The sequence below is a fragment of the Clostridium ljungdahlii genome (genome assembly GCF_001636845.1).
Taxonomy (GTDB): Bacteria; Bacillota; Clostridia; order Clostridiales; family Clostridiaceae; genus Clostridium_B; species Clostridium_B ljungdahlii_A.
Map to the genome: position 1 here is coordinate 51,636 of NZ_LITT01000046.1, position 22,749 is coordinate 74,384.

Sequence of the window (22,749 nt, forward strand, 5' to 3'; positions counted from 1 at the left end):
CATTTGCATACAAAATTCATATAAACTTGAGTTTTTGTATACATTAATGGTATAATAAAAAACATTAGTAAGTTTTCTTTAAACTTAATAGTGTTTTAAGGGGGAAAATACATTGAATAAAAAAGCCTTATCTGTTATTATAACGTTTGCGTTAGTAGGTTCTACTTTCAGCAATGTTTTCGCTTCTTCAGCCAGTGCGTCTGAAGAATTAACACAAACTCAAAATAACAAAAAGGAACTCCAGGTAAAAGTTGATGCTTTAAATAAGCAGATTGATGGAGTAATCGGGAAAATTGAAAGCAATAAAAAAGATATGAATTCTATTGCTAAGAACATTAAAAATACACAGATCAAATTGTCAAAAGCACAAGATGCTTCAAAATCGCAAAATGATTTATTTAAAAAAAGAGTAAAAGCTATGTACACAACCGGTACAAACGGTTATCTCCAGGTGCTTTTATCTTCAAACAACTTAAGTGATTTTATATCCAGAGTTGACTCAATCTCAAGAGTAATGAAATTTGATAATCAAGTTATTACAAAATTAAAAGGAAATGAACAAGCTATACAAAATCAGCAAAAAGCTTTAAGTGCTGAAAATACTAAGCTAGAATCTTTAAAAGTAAGCAATGAATCTACTTTGTCAAAATTAAATACTGACATACAACAACAAAAAGAACTGTTAAGTCAGGCTACCGCAAAGGAACAGCAGTTAATAGCTCTTCAAACTGCTCAGAAGGCTCCTCAAATACCTGAAATAAAAACTTCTTCACCTACCTTATCTCGTGGTGGATCAGGTTCACTTTCATACTCACAAGCACTTACTATGGAGGCAACTGCATATTGTGGAGATGGTGTCACAGCATCAGGTTCTGCAACTGTAAGGAATCCAAATGGATACAGCACCATAGCTGTTGACCCTAGAGTTATTCCACTGGGAACAAAAGTTTATGTAGAAGGATATGGATATGCCGTCGCTTGTGATATCGGTGGAGCTATAAAGGGAAATATAATAGATTTATTTGTAAATTCGGAGACAGATGCAGAAAACTGGGGCAGAAGATCTGTAACTGTATATATACTTAATTAATATGTACAGATAGTACTGTGCTGCTATTTTACCTAAAAAGGTAAAACACTTGGGGAGACTTTCTCTCCCCTACCTTACGAGAAATACATATTTTTAATCAACTTAGCACATAGTAAATCATGTGCCTGTAAAGTTCAGGTATCACCTCAAAGGAATAAGGTACATTTAATCTTTCAGTATATTTGTGCAGATCTTTTCCCTGCCCACCAAAAATCACTACAGGAATGTTTAACTTAGACAGTTCTCTTACTGGAAGTTTATATATTATATCATATCCAACTATATTCGAAATCAATTCAGTAAGTGGTATATCTGGGTTAATTCCTGTATAACTCGCATCAGATATACCCATGAAATAATTAGTTTTTATGATGCTTTCCTGAAATTTTTCTCCTGCATACTTAATTGTACTATCTACGGCATTTATAAATTTGCCATCCTCACTATTTTCAGCTTTTAAATGTTTATGCGGATAATAAGGAGGAATAAATGAAATTATAATCATAGGTCTTTTATTCTCGTATAGTTCATAAGTTGCCTTTACTATATTTATAGCTATAGTTTGGTTATCCAATTTCTCATTTTTCCATTCTTTTACCTTTTCATCTATGTACTTTTCAAAATCCTTATGTGTGCTTTTAACTTCATATAACATCTCTTTATAAGTAATAACACAAGCTTCTATATTATCAAATTTCAATTTTTGTGAAGATTTCTTTGCAAATTTTTCTCTCTTTTTTGAAATATCCTTTAAAACATTCTCAAAGGCATTCTGAGCCAGTTTTTTTAAATTAGATAGTATTTCATCATAAGATGCCTGAAGAGTCAATATATTATAATATGCTGTGGAATACAATGGGCTCTGTACGGAATACATCTCCTTTAAATCCATTTGCTTTAAACACATAGGCGGCGGAGTTACAGTATCATAAATGCTGTCTGAGAGATCTGGATTACATTCCATCAATTTGTTTATCTCCGAAACTAGCAAATTTGGATTCAATCCTCTTAAAGATTCCCCTACATGAGTTTCTTTTCCCACACAAAAAAATAAAGGCATAATTTTACCTACACTACCTATATATAATCTCTTGCTTTCTTTTTCTCCTCTTTCAGGTATACTTGGCTCTGATATTATCATACCACAGTAATTATACTTTCTCTCTTCCTTTAATTTAAGAAGAAATGGAGCTGCAGCAATCATTCCTTCGGAGTTACTCTCCTCACCCGGAACTACTAAAAGCAATAAGTTTCCCTTAAAGTTTCTCTCTTTGCTGAATTCTCTTAAAAGTTCCATATTGAGGGCCACTCCAAACTTCATGTCTGCAGTTCCCCTTCCAAATATCCAATCTCCTGATTTAAAATCCTCCAGGGCATCTTCATCTAAATTCAATTCTGAAATTCTTTTAGTACATTCATCTACATCAAAAGCCATAGATTTTAAATGTCCGAATTCTTCTACTCCAACTACATCTAAATGGCCTGAAAGTATAAACGAATTTGGTGAATTTTCCTTTCCATTTACTACTGCCCATACAAAGCTTCTCCCTAAAGGATCATCTTCAATTTGCTCTATGCCTAGATTTTCAGGATTGTCCTTAAAATAAGGTATTTCCAAAATTTTTTCATATATTTTTTCTGCTGCCGTGCACTCTTCTTTTGTACCAGATATGCTTGGTACAGATATTAGTTCCCTCATTGTATCGTATACATTTTTCTTAAAGCTCATTTTTGTCCTCCCTAATATAACTGAAAATTTTCAATTACATCTAAGTATACCATTGTTTTTATATAAATGTTAATTTACAACAAAAAAATGAATTCAGCCACATAATTTGCTGAATTCATTTTTTTATCAATTTTACAAGTACTTTTTACAATAATGATTTATCAGGAGTTACAATTATTTTTACATGTTTTTTCTTTTCAGGTCCTGTAAGTGTTTCAAATCCTTCCTTTACAATGTCCTCAAGTGCTATTCTCTTTGTAATATATCCATCTGTCTTTATTCTTCCATCATTCATAAGTGCTATTGTAGAAGGAAATTCATGTCTGTAGGCAAGAGTACCAACTATTTTCTTTTCTGTAAATACAAGATCATTTGGATTGATTTCTGCATCTTTTTCCCATACGCTGGTTATTACCGCAGTACCTTCATATTTTAAAGCTTGAATTGCCGTATTAATCCCTACATTTGCGCCTGTTGTTTCAAAAGCTGTATCTACACCTACGCCGCCTGTAAGTTTTTTTATTTCTTCAATTACATCTACCTCATTTGGATCTAAAACTACATCTGCTCCAAATTTCTTAGCATATTCCTGTCTTACAGATTTTCTCTGAAATACAATTACAATTCTTGCCCCTGCTGCCCTTAAACACTGAATAGTTGCAAGTCCTATAGGTCCTGCACCTAAAACCAAAGCAGTATTTCCTGTAGTAAAGTTTCCAACTCTTAGGGAATGAAGGGCAACTGCCATAGGTTCAACAAGTGCAGCCTTCTCATAGTCCATAGTATCTGGTATCTTATGGACAAAATCTTCAGGAAATACTGTGTATTCAGCAAATCCGCCGCCGCTTCCACAAAGTCCATGAAATCCCAAAGCTTCACATAAATTATATTTTCCTTCAAGACAAGCAGGACACTTTCCACAGGCAACTATAGGTTCTACAATAACTCTATCTCCTGCCTTAAATTTTGTAACCTTACTTCCTATTTCCACTACTTCTCCTGAAAACTCATGTCCTAAAACTACTGGTGCCGTACTTTTGCTTAAAGGATGCGGCGTACCTACTGGAATAAATATAGGTCCTCCTAAATACTCATGTAAGTCAGAACCACATATACCACACCATTTCACTTTAATTTTTACAGCATTTTCTTTTACCTTAGGTTCCTCAATTTCCTCTACTCTTACATCTTTTTTATCATACCACAATACAGCTTTCATAATTATCTCTCCTTTTTTATAATAGTATGGCAATATTAAAATTTACATATACCTGTTAATATATTCACTATATTTTATAAGCAAAAGCCATACCAAAAACAAGAAACCTATTAAAAAGACATTTAAAGGCACCATGTGTCATCATGACACATATTTAGTGTCCTATTTTGAGAATTTTACTTTTTTCTGGTCATCTTGACACACTTTTTATTCCATACTTTTTCATTTTTCTATACATGGTAGATCTACTGATATTTAAAGATTTTGCAGCCCTTAATATATTTCCATTACACTTCTCAAGTGCATTTTCAATATTCTCTTTTTCTAAAACCTCCATTGGAAGCACACTAATATTTACTGGATCAGAGGAGGCATTTTTTTCATAAACTTCTTTTTCTAAATAATCCAAAGGAACCATCTTATCCTCACTTAAATAGTAATCCCTCTCTATTACATTCCTAAGTTCTCTAACATTTCCAGGCCAATCATAAGCTTTAATCTTTTCTATATATGCTTTTTCTACTACTTTCTTCTTACACAAACTTTTAGAATTCAATTCTTCCATAAAATATTTAATTAAAAGCTCTATATCTTCTTTTCTTTCCCTAAGTGGGACAGTTTTTATATTCATCACACTCAATCTATAGTAAAGGTCACTTCTAAAATTTTTCTTTTTAATTTCATCCTTGAGTACCCTGTTTGTAGCTCCTATTATCCTTACATTTAGTTGTTTTTCATAAGTTCCCCCAACTCTTGTAATCTTATTATTGTCAAGAACCCTTAAAAGCTTTGACTGTATATCAAGGGGGAGCTCTCCTACTTCATCTAAAAAAATAGTTCCTCCATCTGCTAATTCAAATTTCCCAGGTTTTCCTTGCTTTAAAGCTCCTGTAAAAGCTCCTTTTTCATAACCAAAAAGCTCACTTTCTACAAGTTCTCTAGGTATAGAACTACAATTTATAGCTACAAAAGGGCCTTCACATCTTTCGCTATAATTGTGAATAGATTGAGCTAAAAGTTCTTTTCCAGTACCACTTTCCCCTTCTATTAAAATATTACATTCACTTCTTGCTGCTTTTTTAGCAAATTTTATTATTTCTTTCATTTTAGAATTAACAGTAACTATATTGTCGAAATTATAAGAAGCCGTATATCCCATAACTTTTTTAACAAGTTTGTGATAATATTTGTATTCTCTAAAAGTTATAACTATTCCCATTATTCTATTTTTCACTTTCATTGCCAATACACTTATAAGACATTTGATTCTACTACCTTCCACATAGAAATCACATTCTATATCATTACAATTGTCTGCCCTGCCATTTAGTATATTTTTAAAATCCACATTATGTATAATACTCGTAATATTTAATTTTATTGCTTTTTCACTTTTCAGGTTTAAAATATTTAATGCCTTATCATTTATCTTCTTTATATTTAATTTGTTATCAAGTACAATCATGCCTTCTGTTACTGAGTCAAAAGTGGTATTCATAAGTTTATTTGAAATAGTAAGGTCAAATTGAGTTTCTATAGCATGAGCTGCTACTGTAACAATACCCAAAGTATGCAAATGCGCATCATAATAATTTCCCGACATATTAATACACCCTACTACATCCCCATCTTCATTGTGAATAGGTGCTGCAGAACATGTCCATGAATGCTGTTTTACACCATAGTGTTCTGCTCCAATAGTTTGTATAGGTTTATCAAGATACAATGCAGTGCCTATAGCATTAGTTCCTACTTCCCTTTCTGTCCAGAGAGAACCTACTACAAATTTCAATTTATCTGCCCTTTTCAGTATTTTACTATCCCCTAATGCTTCTATAACATATCCTTCTTTATCCACTAGCATAATTACAAATCCAGACCCTGCTACAATATCATATAGGCTTTTTACTACAGGTTTTGCAATAGAAATTAGATCTTCATTTTGTTCCAGTCGATAAGTAATACTGCTGCCTGTAAGAATACTATTTCCTCTACCATTTAGGGGATCTACCTCATAATTTTTGCACCTTTGCCAGGATTCAGCAATTTCAGGCCGTACTGCACTATTTAAATATCCTTTTTCTATAAAGTCTTTCCAGGCCTTAGCTATAAATTTTATATAGTTTTCCATAAGCATCACCTAATTAATTAAAAGTTTTTCCAGTAAAGTTTCATATATTGGTTTAGACTTTAATATATAAGCAGTCAAATATGAAACTACTGCAATAATAGCAACAGGTAAAAGATTGCTAAAAGCTCCTGTCATTTCTATAACAAGTATGCTGCCGCTCATAGGCGCCCTTATAACTGAAGAAAAATATCCTGCCATAGCAAGAATTATAAAGATTCCAATGTAAGAACTATTAATATGAAATAAGTAAGCAGCGGCTCTTCCATATATAGCTCCTATTAAAGCGCCTACAGTAAATAATGGGAGAAATATACCTCCTGGAGTTCCTGAACCACAACATATCATTGAGAAAATAAATTTGCAAACAAGTAAAATCACAAGCATTTTTATTGCAATATTACCTTTTGAAAGAGACATTATAAGCATATTTCCTTCTCCTAAAATCTGAGGCAGTGAAAAGCCTATAAAGATGGATATTACTAAACAAAACATTGGTCTGAACTGTATAGGAAGCCATTTTTGCATAGAAAATATATTTTGTGTTTTTACTAACGCTTTATTAAAGACAGCTCCTAAAACACCTATAATAATTCCAAGTACAATAATAAATAAATAACAATTTAATGGCAACCTGGGTACATTTCTAAAATCAAAAACAGGCTTAAAGCCAAAAATTTGATAGGAAATAAAATTTGAAGCCACTGCAGCAGAAAATGCTGAAATCAAAATTGTAGGCGACAGTTTTTTTGAAATTTCCTCTAGTGCAAACATCGTTCCAGCCAGTGGAGCATTGAATGCAGCAGCGATTCCAGCACTAGTACCACTTACAATAAGATATTTTTCTTCTATTTTTATTCTTTTTAAAATTTTTGAAAAGCCCTGTCCAACTGCTGCACCTAATTGAACAGAAGGTCCTTCTATTCCAAGTGAAAGGCCTGTCCCAATAGCAAGAAAACTTCCTACAAATTTTCCTAATATTACTTTCCACCATGTCATATCAAGTTTTTCAAGTAATACACCTTCAACTTGTGGAATACCACTTCCCCTAATTGCAACATTCTTTTTTGCAATCAAACCAATTATATAACCTATTATAATTAAAAATATAATCCAAACTGGAATTAACCAATGCTTAAAACCAATTATTTTATAAGCATCTGCTAAAAGGTATCCTGATTTATCCACTAAAAATCTCAAAAAAGATATTATAACACCTGTTAACATTCCAACAATAATACTTTCAAATATCCTTTTCAATTTAAAACTATTTTCATTAAATAATGCTGCATATTTATTTCTTTTATCACTTATTTCCATCTAATTTTCCATTTTCCTTTCTAACTAACTAAATATGTACATATATACTAATGTCATGTTCCTGCACTTCATGTTCATTGTATCATAAAATGGAGCATATTTTATTCTGTTTTTCCTAATAATATTTTTATTTCAATTATTGAAGTATCACAAGCTATTATTTGATTTCAAACAAATATAGATTGTCCTCCAATTGCTTTTAAGTAAATTATTAAATATAATACTAATATAACGCTATACTACAGGTTTTCTAACTTGAAAGTTAGCTTATGTGCAAACATATTTCTACAATATAGTATAAGTTTAAATTTCAGTTGAAAACTCTATATTTAAAATATAATTGGAGGGAAATTATGATTGAATTATTAGGGGTAAACAAAAGCTACAATTCATCTTCAAAAGCAGTAGCCAATCTAAATCTAAGTATACCCGATGGAGAAATATTTGGATTTATAGGTCCAAATGGTGCTGGAAAAACTACCACCATAAAAATGATGACAGGAATAATAAAAGCAGATAGTGGAACTGTAAGAATAAACAACATAGATATAAATCAAAAACCAATAGAAGCCAAATATCAATTTGGTTTTGTACCTGATAGCCCAGATATGTTTTTAAGACTTAAAGGTATAGAATACTTAAATTTCATGGCAGATATATATGGAGTGAAATCGGAAGAAAGAACAGCTAAAATTAAAAATTTATCCAAGAGGTTTGAAATATCAAATGCTTTAGGAGACCAGATTCAAAGTTATTCCCACGGCATGAGGCAAAAAATAATAATTGTAGGTGCTCTAATCCACAATCCAAGCGTTTGGATATTAGACGAACCTATGACAGGACTTGATCCTAAATCCTCATATACATTAAAAGAAATGATGAAAGAACATGCAAGTGCAGGAAACACCGTATTTTTTTCAACTCATGTTTTAGAAGTTGCAGAGAAATTATGTGATAGACTTGCAGTTATAAATAAAGGCTCTCTCTCATTTTCCGGAACTTTTCAAGAGTTAAAAAATAAGTTCAATGAAAATGAAAGCTTAGAAAATATTTTCTTGGAGATGACTGGCAATGAATAATTATATAGTTTTAACTAAAGTATTGTTGAAAAACGGAAGTAATTCTACAAGTATGAAAAAAAATAGTAATATTAAAAAAGCCGCCCTCTGGATAATTATTTTACTAGCCCTCTTACCTACTATAAAACTATTTTCTCTTTTTATATCGTCAGCTTATGACTACCTCTACAAAATAGGTCAGCAAGGCTTAATTCTATCTCTTGGTATATCTTTTACGAGTGTATTTATATTCTTTTTTGCCATATTTTATTCTATAAATGTACTGTATTTTTCAAAAGATATAGACCTTCTGCTGCCACTGCCCTTAAAGCCTTGGGAAATTCTACTTTCCAAATTCACTGTAATACTCATATATGAATATCTTACTGAAATTTTTATACTACTTCCCATTTTGCTAATCTATGGATATAAAGGAAGTTATAATCCGCTTTATTTTATATACAGTGCAGTACTATTTTTAATAGTACCTATTATACCTATAGCTGCAGCTTCAATTTTAAATATGGTAATAATGAGTTTTACAAATATAGGTAAGCATCGTGATATTTTAAAAATTTTAGGTGGAATTTTTGCAATGTTATTTGCAATAGGTTTAAATGTAGTACTTCAAAAAATGACTGTATCCTCCCAAAATTATGAAAACATATTTAAGATGATAAATGAAGGAAATAATTCTCTAGTATCTCTTTCAAACAGATTCTTTCCTGGAAGTACATTGTCTGCAAGTTCTCTAGTATATAGTTCAAGCTTTAGGGGATTTGAAAACTTAATTTTATTTATAGTGTTAAATATTCTTGTAATTTCACTATTTTCAGTACTTGGTCAATATTTGTATTTTAAAGGTGCTCAAGGAGGCAGTGAAATTTCTGCAAAGAGAAGAGAACTGGATTATTCAAAATTAAATAAAACTTCCTCTGCAAATTCTAAATTTAAAGCTCTACTACTTCAGGAAATGAAATCTATTTTCAGAACACCTGTGTATTTTATGAATTGCATTTTAGCAAATATCATAATACCTATTGTACTTTTTATACCATTTTTAGTTCGACCGGATTCTTTTCACGAATTAAATGTTCTAGTGAATATTAAAGTAACCTCAACTACTACAATGATTTGTATCGTAGTATCTTTAGCTGCAGGATTAATTTTAGGAGCTTCCAATTCCATAACTTCCACAGCCATATCAAGGGAGGGAGAAAACATATTTGCAAAAAAATATTTACCAGTTTCCTACAGTACTCAAATTATGGCAAAAGTGATTTCTGGTGTTCTTGTTGGAATTACAAGCATATTTCTAATCTTAATAGGATTGACTTTACTTGTAAAACTGCCTATATACTTCTCAGTTATTTCACTTTTAGTTAGTTTTATAGGAATACTGCTTACCTCCATGACTGGAATTTTAATTGATTTGAGGTTTCCAAAGCTGCACTGGGATAACGAAGTAAAAGCTGTAAAACAAAATTTCAATACTTTTATAAATACGATAATTAGCTTTATATTCACAGGTATATTAATATTTTCAATGATTAATTTTTACAGCTACATAAATGAAGTAGCTGTCTTGGGACTTTGCATAATAATGGCAGCAAATTTTATATTATATAAAGCTATATGTTCAAAGGGAATCTCTATGTTTAAAAATATAGAAATATAATCAAAGGACTGACATACTCGTAAATTAGTATGCCGGTCCTTTTTACTAATACAATACTTTAACTTTATCTCCGTTATTTAAGAATGTTTGTCCTGAAGTTATTATCCTATCCCCAGCTTCTATGTTAGAAGATGTTATTTCCGTAACTTTATCATTTGAAAGTCCTGTAGTTACAGCTATTTTCTTTACTTTATTGCTTCTTACTGCAAACAAATATGAAACTCCATTTTCAACTTTTATAGTTTCATTAGGTACCGTCATCACATTATTTTTAACCTGGTCAGGAAAGGACACTTTTGAATACATTCCTGATGTTAAGCTTGCATCTGAATTAGGTATTTTTACTTTAATCAGATATTCTTGAGTTTTGCTGTCTGCATTAGGTGTTATAGTATCTATAGTTCCTGTCAATTTTTTATCTGAAAGAGAAGGAATTGTTACAGGTATAGATTGTCCAACTTTAATTTTTGAAAGCATAGTATCTGGCACATTTACTTCAGCCATAATTGAACTTGAATCTACTATATTTACAGATGCCTGAGAACCTGAAGTAATTTCTCCTTGGTGTATATTTACAGCAGATACAACACCAGAAATAGGTGATTTAATTACAGTATCATCAATTTGACTTTGAATTGATTTTAGTCCAGCTTGTGCCTGATTCACCTGAGCTTGAGCTACTTCCACCGATTCAGGACCAACTTTTTGCCTGGTCAAATCTAAGTTTTGTTGTGCTGCAGAAAGCGAAGCTTCTGCATTTTCTAATTTTGTAGTAGCATTATCTAAATCCTGTTTTGGTGCAGCCCCCGCAGAATATAAGCTTTGTTCCCTATCATAGCTATTTTTAGCATCATCATAATTTATCTGTGCTGTACTTAATGCCTGCTGCTGCTGTACAATCTGCTGTTCAACTCCAGAGCTTTTGGTTTTATCCAAATTCGCTACTGCAGATTGTATACTTGCCTGCTGCTGCTGAAGCTGTGCCTGCAGCGAAGTTGAATCAAGAGTAAAAAGTATATCTCCAGCTTTTACCGTACTACCTACTTTTACGTTTAAAGCTTGAACTTTGCCTGGTGCTTTAGGAGATATGGACACATCTTTATCTGAATTTAACTTTCCCGAATAATCTACAGTTGTTGTTAAAGAATCTAGTTCTGCTTCAGCAACATTTACATTTTGGATTTTGTTTTGTGACTCTACTTTTTTATTTTTAATTACGTTATGAGCTATAGCAGCTACCATTAAAACTACTAACAAAACAACTACTATTTTCATAATATTTTTTTTGGATTTTAAAATGTTAAATTTCATAAATTACACCTCCTGCATTTCTGGCTGTTTTTTTCTTTTTTTAAAAATACGATTTTTCAAATTGTCCATCATCAAGTAAATTATAGGCAGTATTATAGGAGTAAAAATAGTTGACGCGACCATTCCTCCAATAACTAAAACAGCCATGCTTGACTTCAACTCACTGCCTTCACCTATAGATAACGCCGATGGCAGCATACCAACAATCATAGTTAAAGAAGTCATAATTATAGGTCTTAATCTTCTTTCACCAGACTCAATTAATGCCTCCCTTAAACTCTTTCCTCGCTTTATAAGAGTATTGGTATAATCTATCAATAAAGTACCATTTTTAGAAGCCAAACCATCAAGCATAATAAGTCCTATTAACGACATCATATTTAAAGTTTTACCAGTAATGGCAAGTATCCCAAGAGCTCCAACGAGTGCACAAGGTAGTGATATCATTCTAATAAATGGTGTTAAGAAGGATTCATAAAGTACAACAAGTATCATATAAATAAGTATTAATGATACTCCCAGTGCTTCTCCAAGAGAAGTAAAGCTATCTCCCATACTCTTCTGATCGCCGCCAAATTGAATTTTATAGCCTTCTGGTACAGATAGTGAATTTAGCTTTTTACCTATTTCCTGGCTTATAGCTCCAAGGGATCTTCCTTGAATATTTGCAGAAATTGTAGCTACATCCTGTTTATCCTTTCTTGATATAGATTGTGGACTATCAGTTTTTACTATAGATGCAACTTCACTTATTGGTATAGATTGTCCAGATTGACTTAACACTTTTATTCCACCTATATCCGAAGGAGTCTTTATATCCCCATCATGAAACTTCACTGTTACATCATAATCATCATCACTAGTACTATATGTACCAGCAGAAGAACCTTGAATTGCTGTTCTAAGTGTAGAAGCTATATCTGATATAGATACGCCATACTGTACTGCAGCAAGCTTGTCTACTTTAACTCTAAGTTCACTTTGACTTACCTTTGTAGAGTTATCCACATCTGCAATTCCCGGTATACCTTTTACTATTTCCTCTACCTTATTTGATATTTCACTTACAGTATCAGTATTATCACCTAATATTTCAATTGATATAGGTTTACTTGAACCTGATCCTCCAGCTTCAGATTCACTCACAGAAAAATCTGTTCCAGCTAGATATGCATTTCCCCATTTTCTAACTTGTTTCGCCACTTCAGTTTGAGATCTTTTTCTATCATTTTTAGGATAAAGAGTTACATACATAGTTGCAGAATTTGAAGAACTACCCATCATTACGCTGCCACTGCTAGACCCTACCATGGAATAATATGTACTAACTTCAGGTACACTATGTAAATAGTTTTCTACTTGTTTAACTTTCTTATCCATTTCATTTAAACTGGTTCCAGAATCAAAAGCCATATTTATACTAAAATTACTCTCATCTGTAGTTGGCATAAGTTCCGTACCTATGGCACCTATAGGTATCAAAGCAATAGTTCCTACTAATACAACTGCACTTATAGCAAGTACTCTTTTCCTATGATCCAGACACCATATAAGAAATCCTTTATAAACAGCTGTCAATCTGTCTATAGATCCTGAAATTCCATCAATCATCCTATAAAATATGCTTTGCTTAAATTTGCTTTTTAATTTTCCTGATTCTGCCTGTCTATTTCCTTCTGGTTTAAGAAGTCTTGATGACAGCATAGGTGTTATAGTAAATGCTACAAATAGGGAAAATAATGAGGCACAAACTATAGTAAGTCCGAACTCCCTAAAGTAACTCCCTACCATACCAGTCATAAAAGAAACAGGAAGATATACAACTACATCACAAAGAGTTATAGCAATAGATGCAAGTCCTATTTCTTTTCGTCCATCTATAGCTGCAGATTGTGGATCTTTTTTCATAGCCAGATGCCGCTGTATGTTATCCAGTACAACAATTGAGTCATCTACAAGAGTACCTACACAAAGAGATAATCCCATAAGAGACATTATATTCATAGTAAATTTCAAAACATACATCATAAAGAAAGTTGCAATAAGAGATGTTGGTATAGCTACAAGTATTACAAGTGAAGATCTCCAACTCTTTAAAAATATTAGTAAAACTAAAGCAGTTGTTATTACACCCTCTATTAAAGTATGCTTTATTTGAGAGATAGAAGAATTTATAAATGTAGTACTATCATATGCTGTATCCAATCTAATATTAGATGGCATACCTTTTTTCAGCTGAGTAATTTCCTTTTTAATGTTATTTACAACTTCAACTACATTTGCATCACTTTGCTTTTGAATACTTATTCCTATAGTATTTTTTCCATTCATTCTTGTATGTTGATCCTCTTCAGGATATTCCAAATTTACATCTGCTATATCCCCTAGACGGACAGTACCGTTTCCTGAAGTAGGTATAAGCAAATTTTTCACTTCATCTATGCTTTCAAATTTACTTATAACTCTTACAGACTGATTCAATTTGTCCTGCTTTATCTGCCCTGCAGGCATATTTATATTATCTGACTGCAGCTTAGAAGTTAAAGTATTTAAATTTATTCCATAAAATTCTATAGCAGATTTATTTAATTTTATTATCAACTGCTTTTTTTGTATTCCTTCAAGAGATACATTTCCTACACCTTGAACTTTTTTTAGAGCCTCAGTTATATTATTTGCCTCATTGTAAAGTTCATCATAAGACAGATTTCCAGATACGGATAACATTAAAGCAGACATAGCACCTGTATCTAACTTGAACAAAACGGGCTTATCCGCATTTTTAGGAAGTTTACCTTGTACATTATCTACAGCTTTTTGTACATCCAGAAAGGCTGTATTCATATTTGCGCTGGATTTGAATATTATAGTAGTTTGTCCCATTCCTTCTCTAGCTGTAGAATTAATTCTATCGATGCCACTTATACCTGCAACCGCATCCTCCATAGGTTTTACAACATCCTTTCTTATGTCTTCGGAACTAGCACCAGAATATGTAGTTGATATAGTAATTACTGGTATGTCCATGGAAGGCATAAGGTCTGCGCCAAGATGTGTGTATCCAAATATACCAAGCCCCAGCAAAAATAATATAACCATTGTTATTGCTGCCGGCTTTTTTACAGATAGTTCAGTTAAATTCATCTTTTTCCTCCTTTATAACAATATAGCAATCTGTTATTTTCTATTTTTATACTTTTGGAGAGCATAATTCAATTTTAAAAAGCTTAAACTCATATTTTTTAAATCATCATTATTCAACTCCGAAAGTGCTTCTTCCCAAAATCTATATTTTACTTCACTCATTTTTTTTAGAAATTGTTTTCCTTTATCTGTCAAAGATATCATAACTACCCGCCTGTTGTCTTCTGGTCTAAACCTATTTATAAATTGGCTTTCAACTAATTTATTGCTTAAATTTGTAACAGCTGAAGGAGTTATTCCAAGTTTTTCAGCAAGTTCACTAACTTTGTAGGATTCACTTTCTTCAAGTAAATATAAAAGAAGCAACTGCGAAATAGAAAGTTTTTCTTCATAATTTATCTCATTGATCATAGATCTGCTTATGATAACAAAATCATATAAGCTTTTTTTTACATCTTCTATAAGTGATAATTTATCTTTTGCACAGTTCATTAAAATTCTCCTTTACTACCCTACATAATATAGAAAAGTTTAAAATTTAAACATTTTAAGCTTTAAATATTTCATAGATATATGAATACATAATGTAAATTATATATTTATATTTTATAAATATCAATAATTTATAAACAAATTTAATATAATATTAAGAAAAATACTCCAGATATATTTTCTGAAGTATTTTTTCTAGTATTACTGTTTATGTAAGTTTTACCTTTTCTGTAAGTTCATTACGAACATTATGAGGATTGTTAAAATCTGAAAGAATCTTTTCTACATCTCCTGCACGATTTAAATAACCATAACCAATTATAAAATCTTTTTTACTTAAATACCAATGACCAAGACGCCTGTACAGTTCTTTAATATGTGCTGGTTTAAAATGTTGTTTTATTCTTAAGAAATCCAGAAGAACATTGTGAATTTTATAGGTTTTATTTACTTCATCATAAAAAACAAAGGCATTTTCCTGGCGAAGTTTTTTTAGTATCTTATCTGTTCTTTCCTCATGAGTAACAAAAAAGCTTGCTTTGCTGTAAAACTATCCATTATGGAAAGTTCAAGTAAAAAATTCTGAATGTAACCATCATAGGTGTCAAATAATGTATTTTCAACTAAATCTTCGATAGTATTATTCATACCTACAGGAATGCCCTTTTCTAGTCCTAAGATAACCCTATATGTGAGTGATATCCATCTATCTCCTACAACTTAAGTTTAAATGTATGAAAAATATATTTTATCAATATGATACCACCTAATAATTCTTTTTAATTCTTTAGTGCCTTAAGTACTGCCAGTTTTGCCATATTAAATATGGAATTTCTCTCCTCAACTATAGTTATTTCTTCTTCTATATATTTTCCACCTTCGCTTGATTTAAAAAGAGATGCTACATTTCTTTTAAAGGAATTATCCATTAAATTCTTTAATATATGCTTTGTATCTTCTTTAGGGTATAAACTTTCACATAATTTCTCTATTATATGATCAACTTTTAAAACATATTTGTCCTTTATTATTTTCTTCTTCTTTATATTATTCAGTGCCAGAATAGACATTTCTAAAATATCATCTCTCACATTAAAATCAACCTGATCATAACTGTCACATATGAAAGCTACAGCTTTATTTAATTGATTTGTATATATGTCTATATTTTCCCTTCCAATTATAAACGCCAGCATTACCATGGAAGTGGTTTCTATTTTATCCTCTAGATTGCTATCTTCATAATCTACAAAAGCTCCATCTGCAAATTGATTTTTAGCTATTATTCGTATAAGCTTTTCTCTAGTATACTTTTTATCCAAATATAAATTGTCACTGTCATATTCCTTCTCTTCTTTATCACCGGTAAAACTTCTATACAAGAACCCACTTTCTAAGTTTTCATCTATTTTTTCACCTAAAGTGCTTTCACTTACTTTTATTGGAATTATATTTTTAAGCTGAATGCCAAGTACTGGTTCTTCTCTTAATTCCATCAATATAAAAGTAGTTTCAGGACTTATGAAGCCACTTTTTTTAGAAAGTTCTATTAACTTTCTTTTCATTTCTTCTTTCTCTTGTCCCCTCTGTGCTTTCATATTCATTTCTAAAGATTTCATTTTTTTTCTAGCCCAAACCTTTCTAAGTAAGCTGGCATTTTCCTCTGTGCTAAAATTGTCAATATCTATCCTTCTCAAATATTCTTTTCCATCCACATACCCTTTTAAAGTTATTCGTCCCTCTACTTCTCCAGTAACACTTGCAAATATAGAAAAAGGTTCCCTATCATACATATATTCAATAGTCCTTGGATAAGTAGAGTTAACTTGTAACCTTCCCCAATCTATATCTATACCATCTACCTGAGGACTTTGTATTCTATTAAACTGCCTTAAGATCACATCTTCAATTCTTTGACCTATATCTATAAACTCTGCTTTTCCATAACTTTCATGGGCTAACTTATTCAAAAAATAATTATTTGCACAAGAATCTATTCCAAAAGTAAATATTCTATTATCCCCAATACTTTCATTCACATAGGAAAGTATTTTTTCCTCATCATCTACCGAATCATCTGTAAAAAGAAGTATAGTATTTTCAGATCCTTCATTTTCAAGGCTGTATTTTATCCCTCCAAATATATCCGCATCTTTTTCCGTTTTTAAACTATCTATCCACTTAGATGCTTCTCTTAGTGAATCTGCATTAAACTCTATCAGTCCATTTTGAGAAAAGCTAATTAGTTTATTCCCCAGGGCTATTATGTCAAAGGTATCTCCTTTTGATAGATTTCTTATACAAAGTTGAAGTGCATTTTTAGCTTGTTCTAACTTTTCACCTTTCATTGTATCTGAAATTTCAATTAAAAATACATAATGTTCTGTAATATCTTCTTCATAGGGGTCAAGTTTAGGAATCATTCTCATATAAACTATCCCTTTTTCCTCATCATTTTCCTTATACTCATATATCATTCCATCTGCTTCTAAGGTTTCTCTTTCTCTCATAAACAATATAAAATCCTTATCTGTTAAATAGTAGTTTTCTTCTAAGCTTATTTTAGCTACTGTATCACCTTCCCTCTCCACCTTTATATTATGGTAGGGACACCTAAAATCGACTTTACTCAAGGATTCCACTATTATGTTTACCTTAAATTCAAAGTTCTCTTCCTTAGTTTTTCTTATACCTAATTTATTTACTAGGTTATCCTTTAGTTCTTCGATTTTAGATCTGTTTCTTATTATCTTAGGTTGTGAAATTGCAGGTATTGTAAGTTTAAATGTACTATCTTTATAATCTAGTTCCTCTATGTAGGAAAGTTTTATTTTAACAGTTTCTCCGGAAATTATTTTTCCTATGCTTATCTTAAATAAGTGGGGACTGAATTCTTCTAGTGAAAAAGTGCTGTCTCCTCTAAGCTTTGCATTTTCATAAATTTGAAGTGCCTTATCTTTTTCTTCAACTACTGCCTTTAAAGTTCTTCCACCTATTTCTGCTTCAAAACCAGATATTATAGCTGCAGCTGGAAGCGGGAAAATGTAAACTCCTTCTATATTTTCATTACTGCAATTTTGATAAATCTGATTTATAAATATCTCACCATACCCTGCACATAAATTTCCATTAATATTAACTTTTTTTAATAAAATTCCCTCATCAATTTTAGTATCTCTATTAGCATAAGATAACATATATCCTGACCTCCTTTTCAATTTCACTTTATCTACAAAAATACATATTAAATATTATTTTCCATTAAAAATAATTACTAACTATATATTTACCACATCTTAATAATATATTCATACTAAAAATATCTATTTTGTATTATTATATCATATATATGGTAAATTATTTTAAATAAAATTACCTCTGATCTTAGTTTTAATTCTAAAATCAGAGGTAATTTTTCAAACCTTATGGTTTCTAATTATTTGTGCATTTTCAAGAGCTGCATAGTGGGTATATCCACTTATATGAAGAGGAGTATCACCAAGTTCTGGATCTATATGCATATCTCCAAGGCATGGATAACTGTGCCAAAATTTAGCCACAGATTTCTTTGCTTCCTCTCCTAACTTTTTTCCTAAAAGATGTCTTGCAATATTGTACCCATTTCCACAAGGTGCAGATATTATAACTTCTGCTTTTTCTATCACATCTTCATCATTTACATAGAGTCTAAATTTGGGCTTTCCTATTTTAAATAAATCAATAAATTCATTTATGAGAGGAAATTTCCCATATTTCAATGTGCAAAAAGGTTTAGGAAAAGCATACTGTAGATTATATTTTTCACATTCCTCAATAAGTTTTTCCCTGGTCCATTTTGATACCCAGCTTCCACTTTCACAGGGAACTATCATAGCTTTTCCACCACTTTCGGCTATTAGCTTTGGCAATTCAATTATTATATCTTCATGTACTCCTATAATTACAGCTGTATCATGTTTCTTAAATTTTTGTGGCAAATACTTTAATGGATTGTCTTCAAATAATTCATATATATCTGGAAGTTCAATCACTTCACTTACACTTTCTTTAAAATTCAACTCATATTTTCCCCTACACCAAACGCATTTCTTACCGCATACAGTACAAGCCTCCTTAAAATTTTGTATATGTGGTATAAATTTTGTACCTGCAAATCTACTGTCAGTTTTTGTGTAAAATTCATTTTGAGGCAACTTTCCGCTCTTTTTTGAACAAACTATAAGTATTTTCAATCTTTTTTCCCCCTATATAAAAAATACAAATATAACTTACCCAATTAATATGATACATTATTCTATATAAATTATCTGTAACCGTTGTTACGATTTTATATATTTTTTATTTGCAAAAAATATAATGTAGGTAGTATAATGAAAATATATATTGTAGAAATCTATTTTATAGGTGATGGAGCTCACCTTTAATTGCCTATGGCTGATAGCCCCTACTTTAATCAAAAAGTAGGAGCATTTTTTGTAGTCAAATTCACAGGGGGTATTAAATTGAAAAAATATATTTACATAGGAATAGGTGGTTTTTTAGGTGCCATTTTAAGATTCACCTTGGAAAATATAAAAGTAAGTACCTATTTAACCCTAATTCCTATAAATACTTTATTTATAAATATAACAGGAGCCTTTATCCTAGCCTCCGTAACCACCGCTGCTGTTTATACTTCAGTTGTATCTTCAAATATAAAGCTCGCAATATGTACGGGATTTGCAGGGGCTTATACTACCTTTTCTACTTTATGCAAAGAAACTGTATCACTTATAAATTCAAACCACCTTATTTTAGCTATATGCTATATTTGTATTTCTTTAATTTTGGGACTTGCCTTTGCTTATCTTGGAGAATTTACTTCTATAAAATTAGTTTCAAAATTAAATCTCAACTACTCTGTTGATTTAAATGAATTAAAGAATACTGATTATAAAAATAAAGATGATTCCATTTGAAATATAATATAACAGGAGGACGTAAAAATGAATTTTTTAATAGTTGGAATTGGTGGTATAATTGGAAGCCTAGCTAGATTTTGTCTTGGGAACTTGGTAAATAAAAAATTTAAGTCCCTATTTCCCCTAGGAACTTTTATCATAAATATAACAGGAGCCTTGCTGCTTGGAATACTTAGCAGTTCTCACATTTCTAGAAACTTCTATATTCTTTTGTGTGACGGATTTTTGGGAGCCTATACCACCTTTTCTTCCTTTATGTACGAGGATTTTAAACTTTTCCAATTAAATTATAAATTACATGCATATACATATGTAATTATGACAACACTAATTGGACTAGCTTTCTATGTCCTTGGAACTAAAATAACCTACTATGCAGGATTCTAATTAAAAATTAGGAGTTAAAAACTCAACTTTCGCACATATAAAATTTTGACTTAATATAAAAACTTTGTGAAGCAATTAATTCACAATGCACGATGTACATTTCAGTACATGGTGCCTATTTAATCCAAGGAACGTGTCTTTACAAGATACTCATAATCCAAGGGAATCTTACTTTCATCGCCTCTACATATGTTAGTAAATCCACACTCAAATAACATTCTGCGGCAGCATGCCATATCCATACCACGATTTTTAGAAGTATCAATCTGACAATCACGAGGATTTGCTCCGCTCTCTGCAGTAATAATATTTTCATCTTCTCCTTTTTTAGTAACATTTTTATTAAACATTTAACACATGAATGTGGATTTAAGTTTTTTCATTTTTACAGAAATTGTTATTCATCATTGAACATCCTCTGATAATATCTCAGTCAAAATCTCTGTGACATAAGCCACTAACTTCGGGCAAAAACTAAAGAGTAATCCCTTTTCCAAAATAATTTTCATTTCTTCAGGCTTGCTGATGTCATACCCTAACAGTTCCTTGCAAACTGTAGAATCATACCTCATTAAAAATTTTTCTCTAAACTCAGTTACTTTCGCTATATTTTGATTTTTGGTGTTAGGGGTATCCTTCAAATAGTGGCCATATTTCAAACCAATTGCTATCAAGGCACCGATAACTGCACCACAGGTTTCTCCACAGAACATGCCTCCTCCAAAACTGGCAGCAACCTTATTTGCCTGTTCTGTATCCATACCCAACTCTTTTGCAAAGTTGGTCAGTACTACCTGTCCACAGTCAAAACCCTGTTTAAACAATTCTGTAATTTCATCTTCTCTCATTGGCATTTCCCCCTATTTTGAAATAAATTTATTCTATATATTTATTTAAGTAGTAACCCCTCCACAGCTAGAGCCACTACCAGCCGTACAGGCATAGCAATGATTTCCAAAAACAATTTTTCGAGCAGTCACAGGTGTCCCTTTTAAATCTTGAATTCGATGAACACCCTCTGTCGTCCATCCGCGCGCCTGATTAAAATCACAGTCATACAATAATCCGTCCCAACCCACCGACAACTGGCTGCGGCACATCATATTTTCTAGTGCTGCAGGGTTAAAGGCAGACACCAAACGATTCATATAAGACTTTAGATTTCCACTTCTTTCTAAAAATTGACCAAACCGACCAATGGGATTATTTGTAATAGTATATAACCTATTGAATGTAATTCCGTATTGTTCCATCAGTTTCTTTTTGTACTCCATGGTCAAGCTGTCCTGCTTTGGTGGTAAAAAAGCGCCACCTGGATTGTATACCAAATTCAGCACTAAGTCTTGTATTTTACCATATCCAAGTTGGTTAAATTTCTTCAGCATATCAATGGATGCCTTAAAAACCCCAACGCCTCTTTGTCGGTCAGTATCCTTTTCAGAGTAGTATGGCAGAGATGCTACAATTTCCACCTTATGCTGAGCATATAACTCTGGCAAATGAGTATAACCTTTTTCCGTTAGAATAACCAAATTAGATCTAACTATAGTATGTATACCCTTTTTCGATGCTTCCTCTACCAGCCATTGAAAATTAGGGTTCATTTCAGGTGATCCTCCTGTAATGTCAAGCACAGAAAAGTTATTTTCTCCAAATACCTGCAGACAATCTTTCATAGTTTCACGGCTCATGATTTCTGTGTGTATGGGACTGGCATCCACGTGGCAGTGCTTACAGGCTAGATTGCAACGATTGCTGATGTTTATTTGCATGATATCTAATTGAGGCTTTGTCATACAAAAGTCCTGACCTTGAATCCTTTTAGAAAAAGAAGGGATTCCATCAATCTGTTCCAAACATAAACTTTGTTTCATATCTGCTCCCCCTAAAGTTCCAGTTTTTTAATTACATTTTTTGCTTGCATACCGTGGGCTAATGTAGCTCCTCCCCTAATAGCTGCAGCAACGTGAACAGCCTCAATCATTTGTTCCTGATTTGCACCCATTTCCAAAAGTGCCTGTGTATAAGAATCAATACAATAGGGACATTGAATAGCATGTGCCACCGCAAAAGCAATAAGTGCCTTTTCTTTAGCTGTCAATGCCCCCTCAGCAAATACCTGACCATAATAAGCCATAAATTTTTCCCACATTTCAGGTGCATCTTCACCCATATTTCCAAACTGAGGTAAATCTTCTGGATTGTAATAAGTATTCATTATTTTCCTCCTCA

General features: G+C 31.8%; 19 protein-coding genes and 1 riboswitch. Of the genes, 5 read left to right on the top strand and 14 right to left on the bottom strand.

The window, feature by feature from the left end; translation table 11 throughout:
• Positions 1–112 precede the first annotated feature (112 nt).
• Positions 113–1,090, top strand: coding sequence for a 3D domain-containing protein (locus WY13_RS14430; protein WP_063556316.1), 978 nt, complete (start codon positions 113–115; stop codon positions 1,088–1,090).
• A gap of 97 nt (positions 1,091–1,187) precedes the next feature.
• Here the strand turns inward: WY13_RS14430 and WY13_RS14435 are convergent, their stop codons facing one another.
• From WY13_RS14435 to WY13_RS14450, 4 genes are all read right to left on the bottom strand, one after another.
• Positions 1,188–2,819, bottom strand: coding sequence for a M20/M25/M40 family metallo-hydrolase (locus WY13_RS14435; RefSeq protein WP_063556317.1), 1,632 nt, complete (start codon positions 2,817–2,819; stop codon positions 1,188–1,190).
• Between the two features lie 145 nt (positions 2,820–2,964).
• On the bottom strand, positions 2,965–4,038 hold the full coding sequence (locus WY13_RS14440) for a 2,3-butanediol dehydrogenase (RefSeq protein WP_063556318.1): 1,074 nt from the start codon (positions 4,036–4,038) through the stop codon (positions 2,965–2,967).
• Between the two features lie 190 nt (positions 4,039–4,228).
• The gene (locus WY13_RS14445) at positions 4,229–6,169 is read right to left on the bottom strand and encodes a sigma-54-dependent Fis family transcriptional regulator (protein ID WP_063556319.1); all 1,941 of its coding nucleotides are present in this window, start codon (positions 6,167–6,169) and stop codon (positions 4,229–4,231) included.
• A gap of 9 nt (positions 6,170–6,178) precedes the next feature.
• On the bottom strand, positions 6,179–7,486 hold the full coding sequence (locus WY13_RS14450; RefSeq protein ID WP_242866517.1) for a ClC family H(+)/Cl(-) exchange transporter: 1,308 nt from the start codon (positions 7,484–7,486) through the stop codon (positions 6,179–6,181).
• Positions 7,487–7,839: 353 nt separating this feature from the next.
• Between WY13_RS14450 and WY13_RS14455 the strand changes: the two genes are divergently transcribed.
• Both WY13_RS14455 and WY13_RS14460 read left to right on the top strand, forming a co-directional pair.
• Positions 7,840–8,565, top strand: coding sequence for an ABC transporter ATP-binding protein (locus tag WY13_RS14455; RefSeq protein WP_063556320.1), 726 nt, complete (start codon positions 7,840–7,842; stop codon positions 8,563–8,565).
• Complete coding sequence (locus WY13_RS14460) at positions 8,558–10,222, top strand: putative ABC transporter permease subunit (protein WP_063556321.1); 1,665 nt, start codon at positions 8,558–8,560, stop codon at positions 10,220–10,222. The genes WY13_RS14455 and WY13_RS14460 overlap by 8 nt, the downstream gene beginning before the upstream one ends.
• A gap of 45 nt (positions 10,223–10,267) precedes the next feature.
• Here WY13_RS14460 and WY13_RS14465 read toward each other — a convergent pair whose 3' ends face one another.
• The 6 genes from WY13_RS14465 to WY13_RS14485 form a co-directional block, all read right to left on the bottom strand.
• A complete protein-coding gene (locus WY13_RS14465; protein ID WP_063556322.1) occupies positions 10,268–11,533 on the bottom strand; it encodes an efflux RND transporter periplasmic adaptor subunit in 1,266 nt (421 codons plus the stop codon).
• A gap of 3 nt (positions 11,534–11,536) precedes the next feature.
• A complete protein-coding gene (locus tag WY13_RS14470; protein ID WP_063556323.1) occupies positions 11,537–14,677 on the bottom strand; it encodes an efflux RND transporter permease subunit in 3,141 nt (1,046 codons plus the stop codon).
• A 33-nt stretch (positions 14,678–14,710) separates the two neighbouring features.
• Positions 14,711–15,169, bottom strand: a complete 459-nt coding sequence (locus WY13_RS14475; RefSeq protein WP_063556324.1) for a MarR family winged helix-turn-helix transcriptional regulator — start codon at positions 15,167–15,169, stop codon at positions 14,711–14,713.
• A gap of 492 nt (positions 15,170–15,661) precedes the next feature.
• A complete protein-coding gene (locus tag WY13_RS21390; protein WP_192845039.1) occupies positions 15,662–15,817 on the bottom strand; it encodes a hypothetical protein in 156 nt (51 codons plus the stop codon).
• Between the two features lie 131 nt (positions 15,818–15,948).
• Complete coding sequence (locus tag WY13_RS14480) at positions 15,949–18,366, bottom strand: VIT and vWA domain-containing protein (protein ID WP_063556325.1); 2,418 nt, start codon at positions 18,364–18,366, stop codon at positions 15,949–15,951.
• A gap of 219 nt (positions 18,367–18,585) precedes the next feature.
• Positions 18,586–19,401, bottom strand: coding sequence for a DUF166 domain-containing protein (locus WY13_RS14485; RefSeq protein ID WP_063556326.1), 816 nt, complete (start codon positions 19,399–19,401; stop codon positions 18,586–18,588).
• A gap of 162 nt (positions 19,402–19,563) precedes the next feature.
• A riboswitch (Fluoride riboswitch) is annotated at positions 19,564–19,623 on the top strand.
• Between the two features lie 48 nt (positions 19,624–19,671).
• On the opposite strand from WY13_RS14485, the gene WY13_RS14490 reads away from it, so the two are divergent.
• Both WY13_RS14490 and crcB read left to right on the top strand, forming a co-directional pair.
• A complete protein-coding gene (locus tag WY13_RS14490) occupies positions 19,672–20,127 on the top strand; it encodes a fluoride efflux transporter FluC (RefSeq protein WP_063556327.1) in 456 nt (151 codons plus the stop codon).
• 27 nt (positions 20,128–20,154) lie between these two features.
• Complete coding sequence (gene crcB / locus WY13_RS14495; protein WP_063556328.1) at positions 20,155–20,517, top strand: fluoride efflux transporter CrcB; 363 nt, start codon at positions 20,155–20,157, stop codon at positions 20,515–20,517.
• 119 nt (positions 20,518–20,636) lie between these two features.
• Here the strand turns inward: crcB and WY13_RS14500 are convergent, their stop codons facing one another.
• The 4 genes from WY13_RS14500 to WY13_RS14515 are packed head-to-tail and all read right to left on the bottom strand — an operon-like array spanning position 20,637 to position 22,735.
• Positions 20,637–20,867 carry a hypothetical protein gene (locus WY13_RS14500; protein ID WP_063556329.1) on the bottom strand — a complete coding sequence of 77 codons (231 nt, stop codon included), beginning with the start codon at positions 20,865–20,867 and terminating at the stop codon, positions 20,637–20,639.
• Positions 20,868–20,921: 54 nt separating this feature from the next.
• Positions 20,922–21,365: a C-GCAxxG-C-C family protein gene (locus WY13_RS14505; protein WP_063556330.1), complete on the bottom strand. Its 444-nt coding sequence runs from the start codon at positions 21,363–21,365 to the stop codon at positions 20,922–20,924.
• A gap of 45 nt (positions 21,366–21,410) precedes the next feature.
• Positions 21,411–22,391, bottom strand: a complete 981-nt coding sequence (gene arsS / locus WY13_RS14510; RefSeq protein ID WP_063556331.1) for an arsenosugar biosynthesis radical SAM (seleno)protein ArsS — start codon at positions 22,389–22,391, stop codon at positions 21,411–21,413.
• A gap of 11 nt (positions 22,392–22,402) precedes the next feature.
• Positions 22,403–22,735, bottom strand: coding sequence for an arsenosugar biosynthesis-associated peroxidase-like protein (locus WY13_RS14515; protein ID WP_063556332.1), 333 nt, complete (start codon positions 22,733–22,735; stop codon positions 22,403–22,405).
• Positions 22,736–22,749 lie beyond the last annotated feature (14 nt).